Origin of the sequence: Cryobacterium sp. N22 (assembly GCF_002929555.1) — a bacterium.
GTDB lineage: Bacteria > Actinomycetota > Actinomycetes > Actinomycetales > Microbacteriaceae > Cryobacterium.
The window spans coordinates 28,678-50,606 of record NZ_PJJP01000030.1 but is presented as its reverse complement, the minus strand read 5'-3'; the positions used below and the strand labels follow the sequence as shown (position 1 = coordinate 50,606).

The following is a 21,929-nucleotide window of genomic DNA, read 5'->3' as shown; positions in this document are numbered from 1 at the left end:
GTGCGGCTCAATCCGCTCGGCTGCCGGGGCGCCAGCCGCGGGAACGCAGCGCCTGGTCGAGCCGGGAAAGCACCTCGGCATCCGGAGTCTCCTTGAGCACCCTGATGACCCGCCAGTCCTCGGCCATCACACCGTCCAGCCGGTCGACGTCTCTGGCGAACTGCACGTCATCCGTGCGGTGCTGCTCCCCGTCGTACTCGACAAGGGTCCGGTACCGCAGGTAGACCAGATCACCGCGCACCCGACGGCGCTGGTAGCGCAGCGGCAGGTACACGTTGGTCTCCGGTTCCGGCAGGCCCGCCCGCACGATCAGGAGCCGCAGCCGGGTCTCCTGACGCGACTCGACCCGGGGCCTCACCCATTCCAGTGCCGCCCTTAGGCGACGGATGCCGCGGTGGCCGGCCCGTCCGGCCACCGCTTCAACGAGGTCCTCGGAGGTGTACGGGGGATCCACAACCCCCAGCAGATGGTCTCCGAGCGCGATGAGGTCATCCAGGCCTACCAGCGGGGCAAGTTCACACCAGGTGCTGACGGGGTTCTGCACGGTGAGTCCTCCGACCAGCCACACTCCGGGGTGGCTGAAAACGGTGTGCCCCGCGATCCCGCTGCCCTGGGGCGCCCGGTCGGGCGCGACGACGCTCACGTGCAGCCGGGCATCACGGGTCGCAGACCAAGGGAGCGGCATGCCGAGCAGCTGGGCCGCGGTGACGTGGCTGAAGTAGTGGCCTGCGGGCATGATCGCCGCATAGGCCCTGGCCAGATCCCGCACCCCGGTCACACCGCTCGCCGCGACTCTGACGCCGTGGAACGGCGCTTCCAGGTCGGCCGAGGACAAACGTTTGGGCGTCACCCCGGCGAGACGCGCTTCCGCGACCGTGAACCCGTCGGGTGACAGGCTGCGGGGGAGCTCCGTTCGCTTGCGCATCCGCCCAAGATGTCATCATTCACCGCTGCCGGTCAGAGTTATCCACCGGTGGGCCCGCTCGCGACTTGCCGCAAACCCCCTTCTGGACGGAGCCAAAGGGGCACTTTGCCCGAAGTGGGCGAACCGCACGACGCCGACTTGCGGCGAAGGTCCCCTTGGGTTGCGCTGAAGGGGTGTTTGGACGTAATTCGATGAGCCGTACGTGTCACCCGGCGGAGAGCCGGGGCGCGGCGGCGGGCGGGCGCCGGCGGGCGGATGTGGCGGCGTCGGGATACGTGCCGCGCGGGAGCGATAGATTGGGGGAGTGAATATCAGCTCCGAGGAATACCTGTTGCCCGGCAGCGGCGTGAGCATCAACGCCCTGCCCAAAGTCTCCCTGCACGACCACCTCGACGGCGGCCTGCGGCCGGCCACGATCCTCGAGCTGGCCGAGCCGATCGGCCTGGAGCTGCCCGCGACGACCGAAGCCGGCCTCGCCGACTGGTTCGTCAGCCAGGCCACCTCCGGCTCGCTCGTCGACTACATCAAGACCTTCGACATCACCGTCGCCGTCATGCAGACCCACGACGCCCTCGTCCGCGTGGCCAGGGAGTTCGTCGAGGACCTGGCCCTGGACGGGGTGATCTACGCCGAGGTGCGCTGGGCCCCCGAGCAGCACCTGGCCGGCGGCCTCAGCCTGGACCAGGCCGTCGACGCCGTGCAGGAAGGCATTGCGGCGGGCGTCGACCGGGCCGCCCAAGCCGGCATCACCATCAAGATCGGCCAGCTGATCACCGCGATGAGGCACGCCGACAGGTCCCTCGAGGTCGCCGAACTCGCCGTACGGCACCGCGACCTCGGCGTGGTCGGTTTCGACATCGCCGGCGCCGAGGAGGGCTTCCCGGCCGAGAATCACGCCGCCGCGTTCGACTACCTGGCCCGGAACCTCTTCCCGGTCACCGTGCACGCCGGCGAGGCCGACGGCCTGGACAGCATCCGCGGCGCCCTGTTCGACGGTCGCGCCCTGCGGCTCGGGCACGGGGTGCGCCTGGCCGAGGACATCGAAATCGGCCGGGAAGACCAGGAGAACACCTACGTCACCCTCGGCCCGCTCGCCCAGTGGGTGCGCGACCGGGAGATCCCGCTCGAGCTCAGCCCCTCGTCGAACCTGCAGACCGGCGCGATCGCGGCCTGGGGCGACGACATCCTCGACCACCCGTTCGACCTGCTCTACCAGCTCGGCTTCCGCGTCACCGTCAACACCGACAACCGGCTGATGAGCGGCACCACGCTCAGCCGCGAGCTGGCCCTGCTCACGGATGCCTTCGGCTACGACCTCGACGACCTCGAGGCCCTGCAGCTCAACGCGGCCTCCGCGGCATTCCTGCCGCTGGAGGAGCGCGAGGAACTCGCCGACGCCATCGTCGACGGTTTCGCCAACGCCTAGCCCGCCGCCGCCCACGCTAGAAAGCAGCCATGTCCCTCCCACCACTTCCCCTTGACGCTATCGACGTCGGCGTGCACGTCCCCGACTGGCGGGCCGCCGTCGGCGCCGCCGGCGCGGCGCTGGAGCGATCCGGTTCCACCGCACCCGGCTACACCGAGCGCATGGTGGGCGTGATCGAGGAATTCGGCGCCTACGTGGTGATCGCGCCAGGGCTGGCCCTGGCGCACGCCCGGCCCGGCCCCGATGTGCTCACCGAGGGCCTGAGCGTCGTGACCCTCGCCGAGCCCGTGGCGTTCGGGCACCCCCACAACGACCCGGTCAACGTGGTGCTGGGCCTGGCGGTGACCACGGGTGACGAGCACGTGCACTTCGTCGCCGAGCTCGCCAACGTTTTCAACGATTCACGGATCATCCCGGCGCTGGCAGCGGCGCCGGACGCAGCAACCGTACGCTCGCTCCTGGGCATCGCGGCACCAACCGGCGAAGACGCCAGCACGGAGGAACCCAAATGAAGATCGTCGCACTGTGCGGAGTCGGTATCGGCACGTCCGCCATCCTCAAGGTCAACGCCGAACGCGCACTCGAGCGCCTGGACATCGAGGCTGACGTCACCGCGGCCGACATCGCCAGCGTGAAGCTCGCCGCCGCGGACGCGCAGGTGATCCTCACCTCGTCGGAGCTGGTGCCGTCGATCGGCAAGACCAACGCCGACGTCATCGTGATCGACAACTTCTTCGACCTCGACGAGCTGACCTCGAAGCTCGAGATCGCGCTCGGTTAGCCCGCAGCGGATGCCCGGCCGGGCATCCGCTCCCGCGCCGCCGGTCAGCCGATCAGCGCGCGCATGCCCTTGTCCAGCTCCGCGAGGGCCTCGGATGCGGCCTGCCGGCGTTCGGCGAGGCTGCCGACACTGCTGTGCGTGTCGAGGTACACCTTGAGCTTGGGTTCGGTGCCGCTGGGCCGCACCATCACCCTGGAGCCGTCGACGAGCACGATCCGCAGCACGTCGCTCGGCGGCAGACCGTTGAAGCCGGCGGAGAGATCGTCGATGTGGTCGACCCGGCTGGCGCCGATCATCGCCGGCGGGCTCTCGCGCAGGCGCGCCATCACCCTCTCGATCTCGGTGAGGTCGGTGACCCGCACCGAGATCTGGCCCGAGGCGAAGAAACCGAACTTCTCGGCGAAGGCGTCGAGGTGCTCCGCGAGGGTCGAGCCTTCGGCCTTGAGCTCGCTGACCAGGGAGAGCAGCGCGACGGCGGCGGAGATGCCGTCCTTGTCGCGCACGGTGCCCGGGTTGACGAGGTAGCCGAGGGCCTCTTCGAAGCCGAAGATCAGGCCGGGAGCGCGGGAGACCCACTTGAAGCCGGTGAGGGTGTCGGCGAACTGCAGGCCGTACGCGTCGGCGACGGCCTTGAGCGCCGGCGTGGACACGATCGAGCAGGCCAGGGTGCCGTCGGCACCGCCGTCACCGGGGGCGTTGGCGGCGAGCTCAGCGGCCCGCCAGCCGAGGATGGCGCCGACCTCGTTGCCGCTCAGACGGCGGTAGCCCTCCGGTGCGTCGGCGTCGGGGATGGCGATGGCGAGCCTGTCGGCATCCGGGTCGTTGGCGATGATCAGTTCGGCGTCGACCTCACGCGCGGTCTCGTAGGCGAGGTCCATCGCGCCGGGTTCCTCGGGGTTGGGGAACGCGACGGTGGGGAACGCGGAGTCGGGCGCGATCTGCGCGTCCACGAGGGTGGGCAGGGCGAACCCGGCGGCGTCGAGCACCCGGCGGGTGGTGTCCCAACCCACGCCGTGCAGGGCCGTGTAGACGAAGCTCACCTGCACGCGCGGCGGCCGGCCGACGGCGGCGGTCGCATCCACGTAGGCCTGCACAACGGACTCGGGTGCGGTCTCGTAGCCGGCCCGGGGCAGCTCGGTGACCAGCTGGGTGTCTGCGACGTGCTGGATCTCGGCGGCGATGGCGACGTCGTCGGGGGAGACGATCTGCGAGCCCTCGTCGGAGTCGCCGAGGTAGACCTTGTAGCCGTTGTCGTTGGGCGGGTTGTGCGAGGCGGTGACCATCACGCCGGCGCTGGCGCCGAGGTGGCGCACCGCGAAGGCCAGCACCGGGGTGGGCAGCAGGCGGGGCAGCAGCACGGCGCGCACGCCGGCTCCGGCCATGATCGCGGCGGTGTCGGTGGCGAAGACGTGCGAGTTGCGGCGGCCGTCGTAACCGATGACCACGGAGGGGATGCTGCCGGGCCGGCTGGTCGCTGCGGCGGCGAGGAGGTAGGCGGCCAGCCCCGCAGCGGCCTGGCCGACGAGAACCCGGTTCATCCGGTTGGAGCCGGCGGCGATCTCGCCGCGGAGGCCCGCGGTGCCGAACGCGAGGCGCTCGTCGAAGCGGGAGTGCAGGTCGGCGACGGCGGCCGGGTCGCGGTCCTGGGCCTGCTGGATCAGCAGGCGCAGCTCGGCGCGGGTCTCCGGGTCCGGGTCCTGGGCGAGCCAGGCTGTCGCGGTCACCAGCAGCAGGTTGACCGGGTCGGTGGCCGTGGTGTCCAGCACGGCGGTGGCGGCGGGCACCTCGATGCTCGTCTCGTCCGGCCCGTCGACGGTGTTCAGCACGGCGGTCTGCGGTTCGCGTTCGTCGTCGCCGGCGGCGTGCGCGCCGTGCGGGCGCAGCGGCTCGGCGGGGGTGCCTGGCTGGACCGGAGTCTCGTCGCCGCGGCTCACAGTGCGGCCACAATGCTGGCGAGGAGGGCGCTGATGGTGGCTTCGGCGGCCTGGCCGGCCTCGAGCACCTCGCCGTGACTGAGCGGGGTCTTCTGGATACCCGCGGCGAGGTTGGTGATCAGCGACATGCCGAGAACCTCCATGCCGGCCTGGCGGGCGGCGATGGCCTCCAGCGCGGTGGACATGCCCACGATGTGGCCGCCGATGACCTTGGCCATCTGCACCTCGGCGGGCGTTTCGTAGTGCGGCCCGCGGAACTGGCAGTACACGCCTTCGTCCAGGGTGGGGTCGATGCCGCGGGCGAGGTCACGCAGCCGCGTCGAGTACAGGTCAGTGAGGTCGATGAAGGTGGCGCCCTCGAGCGGCGAGTCGGCGGTGAGGTTGATGTGGTCGCTGATCAGCACCGGAGTGCCCGGCTTCCAGGTCTCGCGGATGCCGCCGGCCCCGTTGGTGAGGATCATGGTCGTCGCCCCGGTGGCGGCGGCGGTGCGCACGCTGTGCACGACCCGGCGCACGCCGTGGCCCTCGTAGTAGTGGGTGCGGGCGCCGATCACCAGGGCACGCTTGCCCGTAGGCAGCAGCACCGAGCGCAGCATGCCCGCGTGGCCGGCCAGGGCCGGCGCGCTGAACCCGGTGATCTCCTGCGCGGGGATCGTGTGGGTGGTCTCGCCGATCAGGTCCGCGGCCTTGCCCCACCCGCTCCCCAGGGTCAGGGCGATGTCGTGGTGGGCGACACCGGTGGCGTCGGCGATTTCTTGGGCGGCGGTGGCGGCCACGTCGAACGGATTGGTTTCCGGCGCGTCAAGAGGATTGATCTCGGTCGTGAGCATCCCCCTACTCTAATTGCCTGCGGGGCAGCCGTGGTTTGGCGGGTCGCGCGGGGAAGGACAGAATAAGTGAATGCCTTACGAGTTTGAACGAAAACAACGCATCGCCATCATCGGCGGCGGCCCCGGTGGATACGAAGCGGCACTCGCCGGCGCCCAGCAGGGCGCCGAGGTCACCCTGATCGAACGGGTCGGCGTTGGCGGAGCCGCGGTGCTCACCGACGTCGTTCCCTCGAAGTCCCTGATCGCGACCGCGGAAGCGTCGAATTCGATCCGCGAGGCCAACGACCTTGGCGTGCAGTTCTTCGTGCGCGACGGCACCGGAAAGCCGCTGCACCCCGAGGTCGCCATCAACCTCGCCGCGGTGAACAAGCGCCTGCTTGCGCTGGCCAGGGAGCAGTCCCAGGACATGCGGGAGACCCTCGTCAAGGCCGGTGTGAAGCTGCAGAGCGGCCACGGCCGGCTCGACGGTCGGGACGCTGTCATCGTGTCGACCGGAGACGACGGCTCCGGCACCGATTTCGACCGGATCGAGGCCGACACCATCGTGCTGTCGGTGGGCGCGAGCCCCCGCACGATGCCCACGATGATGCCCGACGGCGAGCGGATCCTCACCTGGACCCAGCTGTACAACCTCAAGTCGGTGCCCAAGCACCTCATCGTTGTCGGCTCCGGCGTGACCGGTGCGGAGTTCGCCTCCGCCTACCGGGCGCTGGGCGCCGAGGTCACCCTCGTCTCCAGCCGCGACCAGGTGCTGCCCGGCGAAGACGTCGACGCCGCCGCCGTGATCGAGAATGTGTTCAAGCGCAACGGCATGGTGGTGCTGAACAAGTCCCGCGCCGCCACCGCCGAACGCACCGACACCGGCGTGCTGGTGACCCTCACCGACGGCCGGTCCGTCGAGGGCAGCCACTGCCTGATCGCCGTCGGCGCCGTGCCGAACACCGTGGGCGTCGGCCTGGCCGAGGCCGGCGTGCAGCTGGACGAGTCCGGCCACATCCGGGTGAACCGGGTGGCGCGCACCTCGATCCCCAACATCTACGCCGCCGGCGACTGCACCACCGAGATGCCGCTGGCGTCCGTCGCATCCATGATGGGCCGCACCGCGGTGTACCACGCCATGGGCGACGCGGTGAACCCGATCGAGATCCGCAACGTGGCCGCCAACATCTTCACCCAGCCGGAGATCGCCACGGTCGGCTGGACCCAGAAGGAGATCGAGGAGGGCGTACGCCGCGGCGAGGTGTACAAGATGCCGCTCGAGGCAAACCCGCGCGCCAAGATGATGGGCATCAAGGACGGCTTCGTCAAGCTCATCGCCTCCCGCGGCACCGGCACCGTCATCGGCGGCGTCATCGTGGGCCCCAAGGCCAGCGAACTGATCTTCCCGCTCACCCTCGCGGTCGAGCACGGCCTCACCGTCGACGAGGTCGCCGAGGCGTTCACCGTCTACCCGTCGCTGACCGGGTCCATCACGGATGCCGCCCGCGCGATGCACAAGGTGCACTACTGACCCGCCAGCCCTAACGGGCAGGGGCAACTGTTGCCCGTGCGGATAAAAGTGCCCGGTGCGCCGGGCGCAATTGTCCGTTTCGGGAACAGTTGCGCCGGGCGACCGGGCACGACGCTGGGCGCCGGCTGGTTAGCCGACCGTCATGAGCAGGTGGCCGCTGGAGACCGTCGAGCCGACGTCGGCGCCGATGACCCCGACCACGCCGTCCTTGTGCGCGGTGAGCGGCTGTTCCATCTTCATGGCCTCCAGCACCAGCAGCAGGTCACCCTTGACGACGGTGTCGCCCTCGGCGACGAGGATCTTCACGATGGTGGCCTGCATGGGCGCCTTCACGGCGTCTCCCGTCGCGGTGTTCACCGAGTGCGCGGCGGTGCGACGGCGCGGGGCGGGCCCGGCGGTCTTCTCCGAGGCGGTACCGGGCAGCAGCTTGCTGGGCAGGCTCACCTCGATGCGACGGCCGTCCACCTCGACGACGACGCTGTGCCGGGCGTCGGAGCGCGGACGGTCCTCGACGGTGCCGCTCCAGGGGGCGATGGTGTTCTCGAACTCGGTCTCGATCCAGCGGGTGTAGATCGAGAACGGGGCGCCGTCGGCGGGGGCGAAGGCCGGGTCGCGCACGATCATGCGGTGGAACGGCAGCACCGTGGGCAGGCCGGCCACTTCGAACTCGTCGAGGGCACGGCGGGCGCGCTCGAGGGCCTGTTCCCGGGTCGCGCCGGTGACGATGAGCTTGGCCAGCAGCGAGTCGAACGAGCCGGAGATCTCGTCGCCGGACTGCACACCGCTGTCGACGCGCACGCCGGGGCCGCCGGCGGCCTTGAACACGTGCACCGGGCCGGGTGCGGGCATGAAGCCGCGGCCGGCATCCTCACCGTTGATGCGGAATTCGAATGAGTGGCCGACGGCGATGGGGTCGTCGTAGTCCAGGACGCCGCCCTCGGCGAGCCGGAACTGCTCACGGACCAGGTCGATGCCGGTGACCTCTTCCGAGACCGGGTGCTCCACCTGTAGGCGGGTGTTCACCTCGAGGAAGGAGACCGTGCCGTCCTGGCCGATGAGGAACTCGCAGGTTCCGGCGCCGACGTAGCCGACCTCCTTGAGTATGGCCTTGGACGCCCGGTACATCTCGGTCGTCTGCGCCTCGGTGAGGAACGGCGCCGGCGCCTCTTCGACGAGCTTCTGGTGGCGGCGCTGGAGCGAGCAGTCGCGGGTGGAGATCACGACGACGTTGCCGTGGGCATCCGCCAGGCACTGCGTTTCAACGTGCCGGGGCTTGTCGAGGTACTTCTCCACGAAACACTCACCGCGGCCGAACGCCGTGATGGCCTCCCGCACGGCGGAGTCGAACAGTTCCGGAACCTCGTCGCGGGTGCGGGCCACCTTCAGGCCGCGGCCGCCGCCGCCGAAGGCGGCCTTGATGGCGACGGGCAGGCCGTGCTGGTCGACGAAGTCGAGCACCTCGCTGGCGTCGGCGACGGGGTTCAGCGTGCCGGGCGCCATCGGCGCGTGCACCTTCTCGGCGATGTGCCTGGCGGAGACCTTGTCGCCGAGCTGCTCGATGGCCTCGGGGGACGGGCCGATCCAGATCAGGCCGGCGTCCAGCACAGCCCGGGCGAAGGCGGCGTTCTCGGCGAGGAAGCCGTAGCCGGGGTGCACGGCGTCGGCGCCGGAGCGGCGGGCGATGGAGAGGATCTTCTCGATGACGAGGTAGGTCTCGGCGCTGGATGTGCCGTCGAGCCCGTAGGCCTCGTCGGCGAGCCGGGCGTGCAGGGCGTCCCGGTCCTGGTCGGCGTAAACGGCGACCGAGAGGATGCCGCTGTCCTTCGCTGCTCTGATCACTCTGACGGCGATCTCGCCCCGGTTGGCGATGAGGACCTTCGTTATACGCGACATAGGTACTGAGCCTATTGGTCGGAACCCCCGCAATTTTGGTTCTTTCCCACAAAAACCGCCCGAAGAACACTGCGTCGGGCTACAAAGGCCCCGAAAAACCGGTCAGTCCGGTAGGGCCGAAGTGCCCATATTCCACAGACTTGGCCAGTCATAGCCCAGCCGGAGCACCAATCTGCGCAGCGTCGGCAGCGACAGTCCCACCACCGTGGACGGGTCGCCCTCGATGCGGCTGATGTACGGCGCGCCGAGGCTGTCGATGGTGAAAGCGCCCGCGACGAAGAGCGGCTCGCCCGTTTCGATGTACGCGTCGAGCTCCGAATCGGTGAGGTCATCGGCGAAGGTCACGTCGGCCACGGCGACGGCGCCGACGGCCCGGCCGGGCCGGCCGTCGACGTGCTCGATCAGCCAGTGGCCGGAATAGAGCTGCCCGGTGCGGCCGCGCTGGGTGTGCCAGCGCTCCCTGGCCCGCTCGTGGGTGTGCGGCTTGCCGTAGATGACCCCGTCGAGCACGAAGACCGAGTCCCCGCCGAGGATCAGCCCGTCGATGCCCTGCCCGGCGCCGCCGGAGGCGACGGCCTCGGCCTTCGCCCGGGCCAGCAGCTCCACCACGTGGTGCGGCGTCAGGGGTTCGCCCCTGCGTTCAGCCTCGGTCGCCGCAACGGCATCCTCGTCGACATCGGGCGAAATGGTGACAGGTTCGATGCCCGCCGCGCGCAGCAGCGACAGCCGGGCGGGGGAGGTGGAGGCGAGGTAGAGGCGCATGGAACCCTTCAGGCGGCAGGCAGATGTGGGATGCTCATTCAATGGGCACCAACACTAATCGTCAGGCAAGTCAGAGCACTCCAGAGGGCGAGATCGGCACCGAACTCGACCTCGATATCACCAACGTAGCCCACGGCGGCATCTTCGTTGCCCGGCACGAGGGCCGCGTGGTCTTCGTCAGCGACACCCTCCCGGGCGAACGCGTGCGCGCCAGGCTCACCGACGCCAACAAGAAAAGCTTCTGGCGGGCCGAGACCGTCGAGGTCCTGGACGCGGCCCCCGAACGCCAGCCGCACATCTGGGCCGCAGCGGCCATTGACCGGGACCCGGCCGACCGCGCCGGCGGCGCCGAATTCGGCCACATTGAACTGGGCCACCAACGCGAGCTCAAGCGCCAGGTCCTCACCGACGCGCTGCACCGGATGGCCGCAATCGACAGCGACGTCACCGTCGAGGCCGTGCCGGTGGCAGCGGATGCCTCCCCGGGCGACGCGATGGACGGCACCGGCTGGCGCACCCGGGTGCGCCTGCATGTGACGGAGACCGGCATCGTCGGTCCGTACGCCGCCCGCTCGCACCGGGTGATCCCCGTCGACGACCTGCCGCTGGCCGTGCACGCCCTTGAAATGGCCGCGCCGCTGGACAAGCTGTTCGCCGGCGCCGCATCCGTCGACGTCGTCGCCCCCAGCGTCGGCGAGGTGCAGATCCTCGTCGCCGAGCAGGACGACAAGGGCCGCCGGCGCCGCACCGCGCCGAAGCCGATCACCGAGCGGGTGGGCGACCGCGAGTTCCGGCTCGACGCCGCCGGTTTCTGGCAGGTGCATGCCCGCGCCGCCGAGACCCTGTTCGCCGCCGTGCAGGACGCCATCGACCCCGAGCTGTTCGACGCCAAGGCCGCCAACCTCGACCTGTACGGCGGTGTGGGGCTGCTCGCCGCCGCCGTCGGCGACCGGTTCGGTTCCGACGTGCGCATCACCTCGGTGGAGAGCGACGCCCAGGCCACAGACAACGCCGGCGCGAACCTCGCCGAATGGGTCGGCGCCACAGCCCAGACGGCCAGGGTGGACAAATTCCTGACCGGCCTCACCCGCGACGCCGACGCGGCCGAACGCAGCCGCCTGCAGGCCGCCACCGTGGTGCTCGACCCGCCGCGCTCCGGCGCCGGCGGCGAAGTCGTCGACACCCTGGCGTTCCTCGCGCCGGCCCAGGTGGTCTACGTCGCGTGCGATCCGGTGGCTCTGGCCCGGGACGTCGCCCTGTTCGCCGGTCACGGGTACACGCTGCGGAGCCTGCGCGCCTTCGACCTTTTCCCCAACACCCACCACGTCGAGGCCGTCGCCCTGCTCACCAGATAGCTAGTGTTAGCACCAAGAACGAAGACGAGAGATGACAACCGTGACCGAGCCTGACACCGCGCCCGACCTGGCCGACCGCCCCGTACGGGTGGGCATCGCCGACGACCATGAGTCGGTTCGGCTGGGCCTCAAGGCCGCCTGTGAGAACACCGGCTTCGAGGTGGTCTTCGAGGCCGCGACGGTACGCGAACTCGTCGACGGCATCGCCGGCCGCCCGGTCGACGTGATCGTGCTCGACCTGTCGCTCGGCGACGGGTCTCTCGTCACCGACAACGTGCACCTGGCCCGCGGCACCGGCGCGTCGGTGCTGGTGCACAGCATCGCCGACAGGGTCGCGCTGGTCCGTGAGGCCCTGGCCGCCGGTGCAGCCGGCGTCATCCCCAAGTCGTCGCCGACGACCACGGTGATGGCCGCCGTCGCCTCAGTGGCTCGCGGCGACGTGCTCAACAACCTCGAGTGGGCCACCGCCATCGACGCCGACCGGGACTTCGCCAAGGCCCAGCTGGGCCGCCGTGAACGTGACGTGCTGCACCTCTACGCCTCCGGCCTGCCGCTGAAGATGGTGGCCATGCAGCTGGGTATCGCCCACTCCACGGCCCGGGAGTACCTCGACCGCATCCGGGTGAAGTACGTCGAGGTGGGCCGCCCGGCGCCCACGAAGGTCGACCTGCTGCGCAGGGCCGTGGAAGACGGCATCCTGCCGGGTCTCGACCTGGAAGGCGGGGATGGGCGCTCCTAGTCCGGCGGAGGTCCTGCCGGTCCGGTCGTTCAGGCTGTCGCCGGGCCGCGTCGCGCCCGAACAGCTCGGCGCCGACCTGCTCAACGAATCCAAGCAGCCGCGCAAGCCCATCAGCCGGGCGCAGATCGAACGGGTGGTCTCCCGCTCCGTCGGCGGCGTCGGCCTGATCTTCGCCCTGCAGACCTACCCGGCGATGCTCGGCCAGCTGGACAGCCTCAAGCCCGGTCTCGGGGTGGCCCTCAGCATCGCGATCTTCGGCGGCCTGGGCGTGGCGACCATCGCGACGCTGGTGAAGAAGTTCGTCAGGGCCACCAGCGGGGTGTTCGCGGTGGTGTACCTCGTCGCCCTGGCCTGCTGGCCGGTGATGCTGAACACCCCGGAGGGCACGCTCGACGGCAAGCCGTGGCTCTGGTACCTCTGCAGCGTCGCGACGGGGTTCGCCGCCGTCTCGTTCTCCAAGTGGTGGGCGATGACGTATACCTTCCTGGCCCCGATCACCTACGGCATCGTGCGGGTACTGCCCGCAGGGGGTGGCGCGGATCCGAAGCTCGGAGCCCTGGACGCCGTCTACGCGATCCTGCTCGGCCAGGTGGTGCTGATCATCATCACCATGCTGCGCCAGGCCACCGCCGGGGTCGACATCGCGCAGACCAACGCGCTGACCACCTATTCCGCTGCGGTGCGCCAGCACGCCACGGAAGTGGAGCGGGTGCAGGTGGACTCCCTCGTGCACGACAGCGTCCTCGCCGCCCTGTTGTCTGCGGCGGCGGCGGGCACGCCGAAGTCCGCCGAGCTCGCCGCAACGATGGCGGAGGACGCCATCGCCCGGCTCAACGAGGCCGGCTCGCTTCCCGCCGCCGACGACAGCCTGGTCATGTTCAGCACCCTCAAGGAACGCATCCGCGCGATCGCGAACCGGTTCGAGGAGCCGATCGAATTCATCGACTGCGATGCGGAGAGGCTCAGCCTGCCCGCGCACGCCTGCGAGGCCCTCTACACCGCCAGTGCCCAAGCGATCGTGAACAGCATCCAGCACGCCGGCGCCCCCGGTGACCCGGTGACGCGGTCGGTGCGGATGAATTCCAATCTTCTCGGCGGCTGCGTCATCGAGATCGCCGACTCCGGTGTCGGGTTCGACCCTGCCGCCGTGCCCAGCGAACGCCTGGGCCTGCGGATCTCGATCCGGGAGCGGGTCGCGAAGGCCGGCGGCGTCGTCCAGGTGAACAGCGGACCCGGCCGGGGCACGTCGATCCTGATCGAGTGGCCGTTGAGCGAGCGCGGTGGTCGGCCATGATCTCCGTCCCCCGCGGGCTGATCCTCTCCCTGGCCGCCCTGTTCTCGACCTATCACGTGATCCTGGCCCTCTACTCGCTGGATGTGCCGGCGTCGCCGGTGCCGTCGCTGCTCGCGATCCTGCTCTACGTTCTCGCGACCGTGGCGAGTCTCTGGCCGACGAGTCCGGCCCGGATGTCGCTCTGGCTGGGGTTCTTCAACGTGGCCGTGTGCATCGCCGTTCCGTTGTTCGTGGGCAGCCAGCTGGACGGGTCGGTAGCCGACAACGGCTACGCCACCTGGTACGTGGCCGCCGTCGGCACCCTGATGACCATCACAGCCACCCGCAGGCGTGCGACCCTCGCCTGGGTCGGGGTGGGCTTCCTGGTCGCTCACACCATCGTCTGGGCCGGTGCGGGCTCGCTCGCGTCGATGGGTGTCATCGGCAGCGTCGTGTGGGTGTTCGTGGCCGTGACGCTGGCCAGGGCGCTGGCCAAGGCCGGCCGGGACGCGCGGCAGTACGGCCTCGCCGAACGGGAGGCCACCGAGTGGCAGGCGGCGCAGGAAGCGCACCTGTACGAGCGTCAGGTGCGCCTGGCCCTGACCATCCGGTTGGCCGCGCCGATGCTGCGCCGCATCATCCAGGAACGGGGCATGCTCAGTGAGGGGCAGCGCCTGGAATGCCGGTATCTGGAGGCCGCGATCCGCGACGAGATCCGCGGGCGCCGGCTGCTCAACGACGCCGTACGGCGTGAGGTGATGGCGGCGCGGCGGCGCGGCGCCATCGTCACCCTGCTCGACGAGGGTGGCATCGACGACCTGACCGGCCCCGATCTGGAGGTCGTGCTGAACACGCTGGCCGACGCCATGGCCGCCACGACGGCGGCCACGATCATCGCCAGGACGGCGGCGGACGGCTCGGGGACCGCCGTGACCGTGGTGGGCATCAACAGCCCCGACCCGCGGCTCAGCGCCCTCGGCCAGGATTCGCCCGACGAAGAAGTGGACCTGTGGTTGGAGATCCCGCGGGCCGTGCACGCGCAGGGCGCCTCGGCCGGCCAGGCGACCCGCCGGCACTGACCGACGGCATCCAGACGTGCGAAAGGGGACCCACCCTGGGGTGGATCCCCTTCCGACATTTCCGTGTCAGGGCGACAACCCGAATGTCGCCTAGACGCGCCCCCAACACATTCGCCTGCTTACCCTAGTCGGCGAATGATTGGTCGTGTTGCCCGAGAGCAACACCCAGCGATACCAATAGTGCCGCCCCGGCGATCCGCTGGAAAGTCGTCATTTAGGGGGACAGCGCGGGGGACAGCCGGTGCGGCTCAGGCCGTGAAGCCGCGCCAGCGTTCGTCGCCCCGCGGTAGTGGCGCCCTGATGGCCCGCTGGCTGTCCTGCCAGGGGCTGGCCGGGCCGTTCGGCGTGGCCCGCAGGCTGTCGGACTCAGCGCGCAGCAAGGCCCGCAGGACGGCCGTGACCGCGGCGGCCTCCTGTTCGGAGACCCCCGTCGTGACGAAGGTGAGCTCGGCCGGGTCGAAACCCGTGGGGTTCTCTGAGGCAGTCATGGCAGCGCCGCCTACAGCGGGATGTTCCCGTGCTTCTTGGCCGGCAGGCTGGCGCGCTTGGTGCGCAGCGCCCGCAACGCCTTGACGACGGACACCCGGGTCGCGGACGGTTCGATGATCCCGTCGAGCTCGCCGCGTTCGGCGGCGAGGAACGGGCTGGCCACGTTGTAGGTGTACTCGTTGGCCAGGCGGGTGCGCACGGCCGCGACATCCTCGTTGGCCGCTTCGGCCTTCTTGATCTCGGCGCGGTAGAGGATGTTCACGGCGCCCTGGCCGCCCATCACCGCGATCTCCGCAGTGGGCCAGGCCAGGTTGATGTCGGCGCCGAGCTGCTTGGAACCCATCACGATGTACGCGCCGCCGTAGGCCTTGCGCAGGATCACGGTGATCAGCGGCACGGTGGCCTCGGCGTACGCGTAGAGCAGCTTCGCGCCGCGGCGGATGATTCCGGTCCACTCCTGGTCAGTGCCGGGCAGGAAGCCGGGCACGTCGACGAGGGTGAGGATCGGGATCGAGAACGCGTCGCAGAACCTGACGAACCGTGCCGCCTTCTCACCGGCCGGGATGTTCAAGGTGCCGGCCATCGCGTTGGGCTGGTTGGCGACGATGCCGACGCTGCGGCCCTCGATGCGGGCGAAGCCCACCACGATGTTCGGCGCGAACAACGGCTGGGTCTCGAGGAAGTCGCCGTGGTCGACGATGTGCTCGATGACGGTCTTCACGTCGTACGGCTGGTTGGGCGAATCCGGGATCAGCGTGTTGAGCTTGAGGTCGGCATCCGTGGTCTCGAGTTCGACCTCGCTGTCGAAGACGGGCAGCTCGGCGAGGTTGTTGTCCGGCAGGAAGCCCAGCAGGGTGCGCGCGTAGTCGAGGGCGTCGGACTCGTCGCTGGCCAGGTAGTGCGCCACGCCGGAGATGGTGTTGTGGGTCAGCGCGCCGCCGAGCTCCTCCATGCCCACGTCTTCGCCGGTGACGGTCTTGATCACGTCGGGGCCGGTGACGAACATCTGGCTGGTCTTGTCGACCATGATCACGAAGTCGGTCAGGGCGGGGGAGTACACGGCGCCGCCGGCCGCGGGGCCGCAGATGATCGAGATCTGCGGGATCACGCCGGATGCGGCGGTGTTGCGGCGGAAGATCTCGCCGTACTTGCCCAGGGCCACGACACCCTCCTGGATGCGCGCTCCGCCGGAGTCGAGGATGCCGATGATGGGCACCCCGGTCTTGAGGGCCAGGTCCATCACCTTGATGATCTTCTCGCCGGCGACCTCGCCGAGCGAACCGCCGAAGATCGTGAAGTCCTGGGAGTACACGGCCACCTGTCGGCCGTGGATGGTGCCGGTGCCGGTGACGACGGAGTCGCCGTAGGGGCGCTTCTTCTCCATGCCGAATGCCACGGTGCGGTGCCGCACGAATTCGTCGAGCTCGACGAACGAGCCCGGATCCAGCAGCTCCGCCACCCGTTCGCGGGCGGTCATCTTGCCCTTGGCATGCTGTTTCTCGATGGCGGCCTCGCCGCTCGCGGTCACGGCCTCGTGGTAGCGCATCTTGAGGTCGGCGAGCTTGCCAGCCGTCGTGTACAGGTCAGGTCCGGTCGGGTTCTCAGTCACGCCGTTCACTCTACCGGCCTCACCCCGCACCGCCCCCAGAGCGTGTCGCCCGCCCGGCCCCTCCGGGTGCACAACTCCTGCAATTCGGGCCCGCCCGGGCCGCATCCCCGGTGCCAGACCAAAGCTGGGCAGAATTGCAGGAGTTATGATCCCCGCGGGGTGTGAGAAGAGGCGTCAGCATGGAATTTCCGATCAGCCGCGGCATCGGGGCACGGTTCGAGTACCTCGACGAAGCCGGATCCACCAACGATGTGCTCGTGACGCGGGCGACGGGCCCGGATGCGTCGGCCTGGCCCGACCTGTCGGTCATCGTCACCGACAACCAGACCAGCGGCCGCGGCCGCCTCGGCCGCACCTGGCTGGCGCCCAGCGGCAAATCGCTGGCCATCTCGGTGCTGCTGCGGCCGCGCCTGGAGACCGGCGCCCTGCCGCCGAACCGGTACGGCTGGTTTCCCCTGCTCGCGGGCGCGGCCATGACCCAGGCCGTGCGTTCGGTCGTGCACGCCGTGGCGCCGCCGCCCGGCGACGAAGACACGCCTCGGCACGAAGTGACGCTGAAGTGGCCCAACGATGTGCTCATCGACGGCTACAAGGTCTCCGGCATCCTCTCGGAGCTGCTGCCGGATGCCAGCGGCCTGTGCATCGGCGCCGGGCTGAACCTGAGCCTGGACGAGCACGACCTGCCCACCCTCACGTCCACCTCGCTGCTGCTGGTCACCGGTGGCGTCCCGAACCCCGACGAGGTGCTCGCCGCGTACCTGAGCGCGCTACAGACCCTCACCGCGAACTTCCTGGCCGCCGGGGCCGACCCCGTGGCCAGTGGCCTGCACGCCGAGGTGTCCGCCCTGTGCGGCACCCTGGGCGCCGCGGTGCGCGTCGAACTGCCCGGCGGGCAGGACCTGGTGGGCACGGCCGTCGGGCTGGACCGTGACGGCCGTTTGATCGTGGAGGACCAGGCGAACGGCGAACTGCAGGCCGTCGCCGCGGGGGACGTGACCCATCTGCGGTACTGAATCTGAGGTATTAATGGGTATATGACCAACCCAGCCCATTCGATGCCCGGCGTGCCGACGACGGCGCCCGAGGTGGTCATCGCCCGGCTGCGCTCGCACGCCCGGGCCCTGTTCTGGCCCACCCTGTTCCTGATCGGCGCGTGCGGGGTCACCGGCTATTACTCCGGAAGCCTGGCCGAGCCGTGGCAGAACGTGCTGCTGCTGGTCGGCGCCGGCCTGGTCGTCGTACTGCTCTGGCTGCTGCCGCTGGTGTCCTGGCTCACCCGGCGGTACACGGTGACCAGCCGCCGGATCATCTTCGTGCACGGCATCTTCGTGCACGAACGGCAGGAGCTGCTGCACAGCAGGGGCTACGACGTCACCGTGCGCAAGAACTGGCTGCAGTCGCTGTTCCGGTCGGGCACGGTGCGGATCAATTCAGGTCTCGAGCATCCGTTGTCGCTGCGGGACGTGCCCGACGCCGACCTCGTGCAGCAGGTGTTGCAGGACCTGATGGAGCAGTCGCAGACCGTGATGGCCACGCGTCGTCAGGAGCAGTCAGCGCTCGGTGACGAATTCGGCCTCCGCGCGGGACTGTAGCCGCAGCGCCCCTGTGTTGGTGGACACCGTGCTGGTGGGCACCGTGCGGGTGGGCACCGCGCCGGTGGTCACCGGAGCCTCGTCCCGGCGGGACGGTGAGAACACCCAGTACCTGTACAGGGTGAAGCGGAAGACGGCGCCGAGCAGCAGGCCGACCACGTTCGAGGAGATGTTGTCGGCCATGACGCTGGTGTAGCCGAGCACGTAGTGGCTCACCCACAGGCAGGCCAACCCGATTCCCATGCCGACGAGGCTGACCGCGAAGAATTCCAGGCCCTCACGCAGGGTCTGTGACCGGCGGTCCTTCGAGAAGGTCCAATACCGGTTGCCGACCCAGTTGGCCAGGATGGCGAGGACCGTCGAGACGACCTTCGCCCAGATCGGTCCGGACGCCAGGGCCTCGGGGGAGAAGACCGTCGCCCGCAACAGGTTGAAGACCGTGATGTCCACCGCGAAGCCGACGAGTCCGACCATGCCGAACTTCGCGAGCTGCGTCGCAAACGCAAACACCCGGTACCTGCTGAAGGTTGTTCTCGACATGCATCCGTCCGGCCGATAGGTGAAAATGGAACGTGTAGCGAGAAAACGCGCTTCTCTCGCAGTCTACGTCCCGGCATATTCCCCATCCTGAGAGTTCCCGGGCCCTCGGATGAACGGTCGCACAGAAATTGGTGAACAGATGAGCACGATCGTTGGTGTGATCGGCGGAGGCCAATTGGCCCGCATGATGATCCCCGCCGCGGTGAACCTCGGCCTCGACCTTCGGGTCCTGGCCGAAGCCGACGGAATGTCCGCGAACCTCGCCGCGGTGTCGGTGGGGGACTACCGCGACCTCGCCACGGTCCTCGCGTTCGCCGAGACCGTCGACGTGGTGACCTTCGACCACGAACACGTTCCGCAGGTGATCCTGCGTGAACTGGTGAGCCGGGGCATCAGCGTGCACCCTGGGCCCGACGCTCTGCTCTACGCCCAGGACAAGCTGCTCATGCGGGAGCGCCTGACCGAGCTCGGCCTGCCCGTCCCCGACTGGGCGCGGGTGGCCGACGCTGACGCGCTGGCGCAGTTCCTGGCCGATCACGGTGGCCGGGCCGTCGTGAAAACGGCCAGGGGCGGCTACGACGGCAAGGGGGTGCGCGTGGTGTCCCACGCCCACGAGGCCGACGACTGGTTCCTCGCGCTCGCCGAGGACGCCAACGGCGGCGACCTGCTGGTCGAGGAGCTCGTCGACTTCCGCCGCGAACTCGCGCAGGTCGTCGCGCGGCGCCCGTCCGGCGAGATCGCGATCTGGCCCGTCGTCGAGACCGTGCAGCAGGACGGCGTCTGCGCCGAGGTCATCGCGCCGGCCCCGAAGTCGGCCGGCCGGCTCAGCGCGCTCGCCGCCGACATCGCCGAGCGGGTCGCGGAGGGCATCGGCGTCACCGGGGTGCTCGCCGTGGAACTCTTCGAAACAACCGACGGCCGGTTGCTGGTCAACGAGCTCGCGATGCGGCCGCACAACAGCGGCCACTGGTCGATCGACGGGTCCACGACCAGCCAGTTCGAGCAGCACCTGCGTGCGGTGCTCGACCTGCCTCTGGGCGGCACGGCGCTCCGCGAACCCTGGTCGGTGATGGTCAACGTCCTCGGTGGCCCCGCCGAGGGAAGCATGGCGGCCCGGTACCCCGCCGCGTTCGCCGGGCAGCCCTCGGTCAAGGTGCACAACTACGGCAAGGACCCCAGGCCGGGACGCAAGATCGGCCACGTCACGGCATCCGGGCCCGATCTGGACTCGGTCAGCTACCAGGCGCGTGCCACTGCGGCATATTTTCAGGACTGAAGTCTAAGATCGTCACCGTGCCAGACAACCTCGCGACTCCCGCCCCCGAGTCCGCCCCCTCCTCAGCCGTGCTCGTCGGCGTGGTGATGGGGTCGGACTCCGACTGGAACGTCATGAGTGACGCCGCGGCCATGTTGGCCGAATTCGGTGTCGCCCACGAGGTGCAAGTGGTCTCGGCACACCGCACGCCGGAAAAGATGATGCGATACGGTGCCGACGCCTGGGGCCGCGGCCTCAAGGTGATCATCGCCGGCGCCGGCGGCGCCGCGCACCTGCCTGGCATGCTCGCCGCGGTCACGACGCTGCCCGTCGTGGGCGTTCCGGTGCCGCTGGGCCGCCTGGACGGCCTGGACTCGCTGCTGTCGATCGTGCAGATGCCGGCCGGCGTTCCCGTCGCGACGGTTTCGATCGGCGGCGCACGCAACGCGGCCCTGATCGCCATCAAGATCCTGGCGACGGCGGATGACGCGCTGCGCCTCAAGCTGGAGGCCTACGCCGACCAGCTGGCCGAGCAGGTGGAGCAGAAGAACACGGCCCTGCAAGCGAAGCTATGAGCAGCGCCAGCAGCCCGATCCGGCACCCGAACTCCGGCTCCCGGCAGGTCATGACCCGCCGGGCCTGGTGGCTCGTGGTGCTCAACATCCTCCTGCCCGGCTCCGCCCAGGTGCTCGCGGGCAGTCGCGGCCTCGGCCGGTTCGGACTGCGCGCCAGCCTGACCTTCCTGGCCCTGATCGTGGCCGCCGGCATCGTCTACTCGCTGAACCCGGAGATCCTGTTCACCGTGGCCACCAACTCCATCGGGCTGTGGATCCTCGCCGCCGTGATGGTGTTCTACGCCATGGTCTGGGTGGTCCTGACCTTCGACACCATCCGGCTGACCCGCCTCGTGAAGGCCCGGCCCAAGGCCCGGCCGTTCATCGCGGGGCTCGCGACGGTCGTGATGGTCGCTGTGGCCGGAACCGCCGGCTACGGCGCCTATGTGGCCACGACGGCCAGCGGGTTTCTCTCGACGGTGTTCGCGCAAGGCCCGTCAGAGCCGCCGGTCGACGGCCGGTACAACATCATGCTGCTCGGCGGCGACGCAGGTTCCGACCGGTTGGGCATGCGCCCGGACAGCACCTCGGTGGTCAGCATCGACGCGAAAACAGGCAAGGCCGACATCATCGGCATTCCCCGCGACCTCGAGTACGTACCGTTCCCGGAGGGTTCTCCCCTGTACGAGTCGTACCCGGACGGGTACGGCTACGACGGCGTGTGCGACGTTGACGTCTGCCAGCTCAACTCGATCTACACCGAGGTGGATCAGAAGAGCCCGGAGATGTACCCCAACGCGGTGGCCGAGGGCAGCGAACCCGGCATCGAGGCCATGCGCGACGCCGCCAGCGGCGTCACCGGGCTCACCATCCAGTACTACGTGCTCATCGACATGCAGGGCTTCTCCCAGCTCATCGACGCCCTCGGCGGCGTGGACATCACCGTGGCGGAACGGCTGCCCATCGGTGGCCAGGAAGACGACCTCAGCGACGTCGAAGGCTGGGTGGAGGCCGGGCCGCAGCACATGGACGGTTTCACCGCCCTCTGGTACGGCCGGGCCCGGCACGGCACCAGCGACTACGACCGCATGTCCCGCCAGCGGGTTCTGCAGGAGGCGATCCTGCAGCAGTTCAACCCGGGCAACGTGCTCACGAAGTTCCAGGGTGTGGCCCAGGCCGGCCAGGAGGTCGTCAAGACCGATGTGCCCCAGGGCATGCTGGGCTACTTCACCAGACTCGCGGCCAAGACCAAGGAGCTTCCGGTGGGAGCCGTCGAACTGGTGCCGGACAACGGCGTCGACCCGACCGACCCCGACTACGACCAGATCGCCGGCCTGATCGACGCCGCGCTGAACCCGGTCACGGAGACCCCCGCGCCCTGAG

Annotated in this window: 21 protein-coding genes; 13 read left to right on the top strand and 8 right to left on the bottom strand. The window is 69.7% G+C overall.

Features of this window, described 5'->3' with window-relative positions:
* Positions 1 to 7: 7 nt before the first annotated feature.
* Positions 8 to 925: a hypothetical protein gene (locus CXY76_RS06380; protein ID WP_104163403.1), complete on the bottom strand. Its 918-nt coding sequence runs from the start codon at positions 923 to 925 to the stop codon at positions 8 to 10.
* Between the two features lie 304 nt (positions 926 to 1,229).
* On the opposite strand from CXY76_RS06380, the gene CXY76_RS06375 reads away from it, so the two are divergent.
* The 3 genes from CXY76_RS06375 to CXY76_RS06365 are packed head-to-tail and all read left to right on the top strand — an operon-like array spanning position 1,230 to position 3,132.
* Entirely contained in the window at positions 1,230 to 2,351 is a 1,122-nt protein-coding gene (locus tag CXY76_RS06375) for an adenosine deaminase (protein ID WP_104163402.1), read from the top strand.
* A 29-nt stretch (positions 2,352 to 2,380) separates the two neighbouring features.
* On the top strand, positions 2,381 to 2,863 hold the full coding sequence (locus tag CXY76_RS06370; RefSeq protein WP_104163401.1) for a PTS sugar transporter subunit IIA: 483 nt from the start codon (positions 2,381 to 2,383) through the stop codon (positions 2,861 to 2,863).
* On the top strand, positions 2,860 to 3,132 hold the full coding sequence (locus tag CXY76_RS06365) for a PTS sugar transporter subunit IIB (RefSeq protein WP_104163400.1): 273 nt from the start codon (positions 2,860 to 2,862) through the stop codon (positions 3,130 to 3,132). The genes CXY76_RS06370 and CXY76_RS06365 overlap by 4 nt, the downstream gene beginning before the upstream one ends.
* Before the next feature lie 44 nt (positions 3,133 to 3,176).
* On the opposite strand, the gene CXY76_RS06360 is transcribed toward CXY76_RS06365, so the two are convergent.
* Both CXY76_RS06360 and CXY76_RS06355 read right to left on the bottom strand, forming a co-directional pair.
* Positions 3,177 to 4,898 (bottom strand): phospho-sugar mutase, encoded by a 1,722-nt coding sequence (locus tag CXY76_RS06360; protein ID WP_233199618.1) that lies wholly within the window; start codon positions 4,896 to 4,898, stop codon positions 3,177 to 3,179.
* 164 nt (positions 4,899 to 5,062) lie between these two features.
* A complete protein-coding gene (locus tag CXY76_RS06355) occupies positions 5,063 to 5,896 on the bottom strand; it encodes a purine-nucleoside phosphorylase (RefSeq protein ID WP_104163399.1) in 834 nt (277 codons plus the stop codon).
* A 70-nt stretch (positions 5,897 to 5,966) separates the two neighbouring features.
* On the opposite strand from CXY76_RS06355, the gene CXY76_RS06350 reads away from it, so the two are divergent.
* On the top strand, positions 5,967 to 7,406 hold the full coding sequence (locus CXY76_RS06350) for an NAD(P)H-quinone dehydrogenase (RefSeq protein ID WP_104163398.1): 1,440 nt from the start codon (positions 5,967 to 5,969) through the stop codon (positions 7,404 to 7,406).
* 129 nt (positions 7,407 to 7,535) lie between these two features.
* Here CXY76_RS06350 and CXY76_RS06345 read toward each other — a convergent pair whose 3' ends face one another.
* Both CXY76_RS06345 and CXY76_RS06340 read right to left on the bottom strand, forming a co-directional pair.
* On the bottom strand, positions 7,536 to 9,299 hold the full coding sequence (locus CXY76_RS06345) for a biotin carboxylase N-terminal domain-containing protein (RefSeq protein WP_104163397.1): 1,764 nt from the start codon (positions 9,297 to 9,299) through the stop codon (positions 7,536 to 7,538).
* A 102-nt stretch (positions 9,300 to 9,401) separates the two neighbouring features.
* On the bottom strand, positions 9,402 to 10,061 hold the full coding sequence (locus CXY76_RS06340) for a nucleoside triphosphate pyrophosphatase (RefSeq protein WP_104163396.1): 660 nt from the start codon (positions 10,059 to 10,061) through the stop codon (positions 9,402 to 9,404).
* A gap of 41 nt (positions 10,062 to 10,102) precedes the next feature.
* On the opposite strand from CXY76_RS06340, the gene CXY76_RS06335 reads away from it, so the two are divergent.
* The 4 genes from CXY76_RS06335 to CXY76_RS06320 are packed head-to-tail and all read left to right on the top strand — an operon-like array spanning position 10,103 to position 14,507.
* On the top strand, positions 10,103 to 11,416 hold the full coding sequence (locus tag CXY76_RS06335) for a class I SAM-dependent RNA methyltransferase (protein WP_104163395.1): 1,314 nt from the start codon (positions 10,103 to 10,105) through the stop codon (positions 11,414 to 11,416).
* 31 nt (positions 11,417 to 11,447) lie between these two features.
* Entirely contained in the window at positions 11,448 to 12,155 is a 708-nt protein-coding gene (locus tag CXY76_RS06330) for a response regulator transcription factor (protein WP_104163394.1), read from the top strand.
* A complete protein-coding gene (locus tag CXY76_RS06325) occupies positions 12,142 to 13,449 on the top strand; it encodes a sensor histidine kinase (protein WP_233199610.1) in 1,308 nt (435 codons plus the stop codon). The genes CXY76_RS06330 and CXY76_RS06325 overlap by 14 nt, the downstream gene beginning before the upstream one ends.
* Positions 13,446 to 14,507: a hypothetical protein gene (locus CXY76_RS06320; protein WP_104163393.1), complete on the top strand. Its 1,062-nt coding sequence runs from the start codon at positions 13,446 to 13,448 to the stop codon at positions 14,505 to 14,507. Before CXY76_RS06325 ends, CXY76_RS06320 begins: the two co-directional genes overlap by 4 nt.
* Positions 14,508 to 14,755: 248 nt before the next feature.
* On the opposite strand, the gene CXY76_RS06315 is transcribed toward CXY76_RS06320, so the two are convergent.
* The gene (locus CXY76_RS06315; protein ID WP_104163392.1) at positions 14,756 to 14,995 is read right to left on the bottom strand and encodes an acyl-CoA carboxylase epsilon subunit; all 240 of its coding nucleotides are present in this window, start codon (positions 14,993 to 14,995) and stop codon (positions 14,756 to 14,758) included.
* Between the two features lie 11 nt (positions 14,996 to 15,006).
* Complete coding sequence (locus tag CXY76_RS06310) at positions 15,007 to 16,542, bottom strand: acyl-CoA carboxylase subunit beta (protein WP_233199617.1); 1,536 nt, start codon at positions 16,540 to 16,542, stop codon at positions 15,007 to 15,009.
* A gap of 242 nt (positions 16,543 to 16,784) precedes the next feature.
* Between CXY76_RS06310 and CXY76_RS06305 the strand changes: the two genes are divergently transcribed.
* Both CXY76_RS06305 and CXY76_RS06300 read left to right on the top strand, forming a co-directional pair.
* Positions 16,785 to 17,618 carry a biotin--[acetyl-CoA-carboxylase] ligase gene (locus CXY76_RS06305; protein WP_104163390.1) on the top strand — a complete coding sequence of 278 codons (834 nt, stop codon included), beginning with the start codon at positions 16,785 to 16,787 and terminating at the stop codon, positions 17,616 to 17,618.
* Between the two features lie 21 nt (positions 17,619 to 17,639).
* A complete protein-coding gene (locus CXY76_RS06300) occupies positions 17,640 to 18,197 on the top strand; it encodes a PH domain-containing protein (protein ID WP_233199609.1) in 558 nt (185 codons plus the stop codon).
* On the opposite strand, the gene CXY76_RS06295 is transcribed toward CXY76_RS06300, so the two are convergent.
* A complete protein-coding gene (locus CXY76_RS06295; RefSeq protein ID WP_104163389.1) occupies positions 18,156 to 18,737 on the bottom strand; it encodes a GtrA family protein in 582 nt (193 codons plus the stop codon). The two genes, CXY76_RS06300 and CXY76_RS06295, sit on opposite strands and share 42 nt — an antisense overlap.
* Positions 18,738 to 18,876: 139 nt before the next feature.
* Between CXY76_RS06295 and CXY76_RS06290 the strand changes: the two genes are divergently transcribed.
* From CXY76_RS06290 to CXY76_RS06280, 3 genes are read left to right on the top strand one after another with little or no spacing between them, the layout of a single operon-like run.
* Entirely contained in the window at positions 18,877 to 20,013 is a 1,137-nt protein-coding gene (locus tag CXY76_RS06290) for a 5-(carboxyamino)imidazole ribonucleotide synthase (RefSeq protein ID WP_104163388.1), read from the top strand.
* Positions 20,014 to 20,021: 8 nt separating this feature from the next.
* Positions 20,022 to 20,567 carry a 5-(carboxyamino)imidazole ribonucleotide mutase gene (gene purE, locus CXY76_RS06285; RefSeq protein WP_369826089.1) on the top strand — a complete coding sequence of 182 codons (546 nt, stop codon included), beginning with the start codon at positions 20,022 to 20,024 and terminating at the stop codon, positions 20,565 to 20,567.
* Positions 20,564 to 21,928 carry an LCP family protein gene (locus CXY76_RS06280; protein WP_233199608.1) on the top strand — a complete coding sequence of 455 codons (1,365 nt, stop codon included), beginning with the start codon at positions 20,564 to 20,566 and terminating at the stop codon, positions 21,926 to 21,928. The genes purE and CXY76_RS06280 overlap by 4 nt, the downstream gene beginning before the upstream one ends.
* Position 21,929: the final 1 nt, after the last annotated feature.

Excerpts from the sequence above, each read along its gene's own strand:
- CXY76_RS06355 (WP_104163399.1), bottom strand. The coding sequence starts at position 5,896 with ATGCTCACGACCGAGATCAATCCTCTTGACGCGCCGGAAACCAATCCG.
- CXY76_RS06350 (WP_104163398.1), top strand. The coding sequence starts at position 5,967 with ATGCCTTACGAGTTTGAACGAAAACAACGCATCGCCATCATCGGCGGC.
- CXY76_RS06335 (WP_104163395.1), top strand. The coding sequence starts at position 10,103 with ATGGGCACCAACACTAATCGTCAGGCAAGTCAGAGCACTCCAGAGGGC.
- CXY76_RS06330 (WP_104163394.1), top strand. The coding sequence starts at position 11,448 with ATGACAACCGTGACCGAGCCTGACACCGCGCCCGACCTGGCCGACCGC.
- CXY76_RS06315 (WP_104163392.1), bottom strand. The coding sequence starts at position 14,995 with ATGACTGCCTCAGAGAACCCCACGGGTTTCGACCCGGCCGAGCTCACC.
- CXY76_RS06380 (WP_104163403.1), bottom strand. The coding sequence starts at position 925 with ATGCGCAAGCGAACGGAGCTCCCCCGCAGCCTGTCACCCGACGGGTTC.
- CXY76_RS06325 (WP_233199610.1), top strand. The coding sequence starts at position 12,142 with ATGGGCGCTCCTAGTCCGGCGGAGGTCCTGCCGGTCCGGTCGTTCAGG.
- CXY76_RS06295 (WP_104163389.1), bottom strand. The coding sequence starts at position 18,737 with ATGTCGAGAACAACCTTCAGCAGGTACCGGGTGTTTGCGTTTGCGACG.
- CXY76_RS06290 (WP_104163388.1), top strand. The coding sequence starts at position 18,877 with ATGAGCACGATCGTTGGTGTGATCGGCGGAGGCCAATTGGCCCGCATG.
- CXY76_RS06305 (WP_104163390.1), top strand. The coding sequence starts at position 16,785 with ATGGAATTTCCGATCAGCCGCGGCATCGGGGCACGGTTCGAGTACCTC.
- CXY76_RS06310 (WP_233199617.1), bottom strand. The coding sequence starts at position 16,542 with ATGCGCTACCACGAGGCCGTGACCGCGAGCGGCGAGGCCGCCATCGAG.
- CXY76_RS06280 (WP_233199608.1), top strand. The coding sequence starts at position 20,564 with ATGAGCAGCGCCAGCAGCCCGATCCGGCACCCGAACTCCGGCTCCCGG.
- CXY76_RS06365 (WP_104163400.1), top strand. The coding sequence starts at position 2,860 with ATGAAGATCGTCGCACTGTGCGGAGTCGGTATCGGCACGTCCGCCATC.
- CXY76_RS06345 (WP_104163397.1), bottom strand. The coding sequence starts at position 9,299 with ATGTCGCGTATAACGAAGGTCCTCATCGCCAACCGGGGCGAGATCGCC.
- CXY76_RS06300 (WP_233199609.1), top strand. The coding sequence starts at position 17,640 with ATGACCAACCCAGCCCATTCGATGCCCGGCGTGCCGACGACGGCGCCC.
- CXY76_RS06340 (WP_104163396.1), bottom strand. The coding sequence starts at position 10,061 with ATGCGCCTCTACCTCGCCTCCACCTCCCCCGCCCGGCTGTCGCTGCTG.
- CXY76_RS06370 (WP_104163401.1), top strand. The coding sequence starts at position 2,381 with ATGTCCCTCCCACCACTTCCCCTTGACGCTATCGACGTCGGCGTGCAC.
- CXY76_RS06320 (WP_104163393.1), top strand. The coding sequence starts at position 13,446 with ATGATCTCCGTCCCCCGCGGGCTGATCCTCTCCCTGGCCGCCCTGTTC.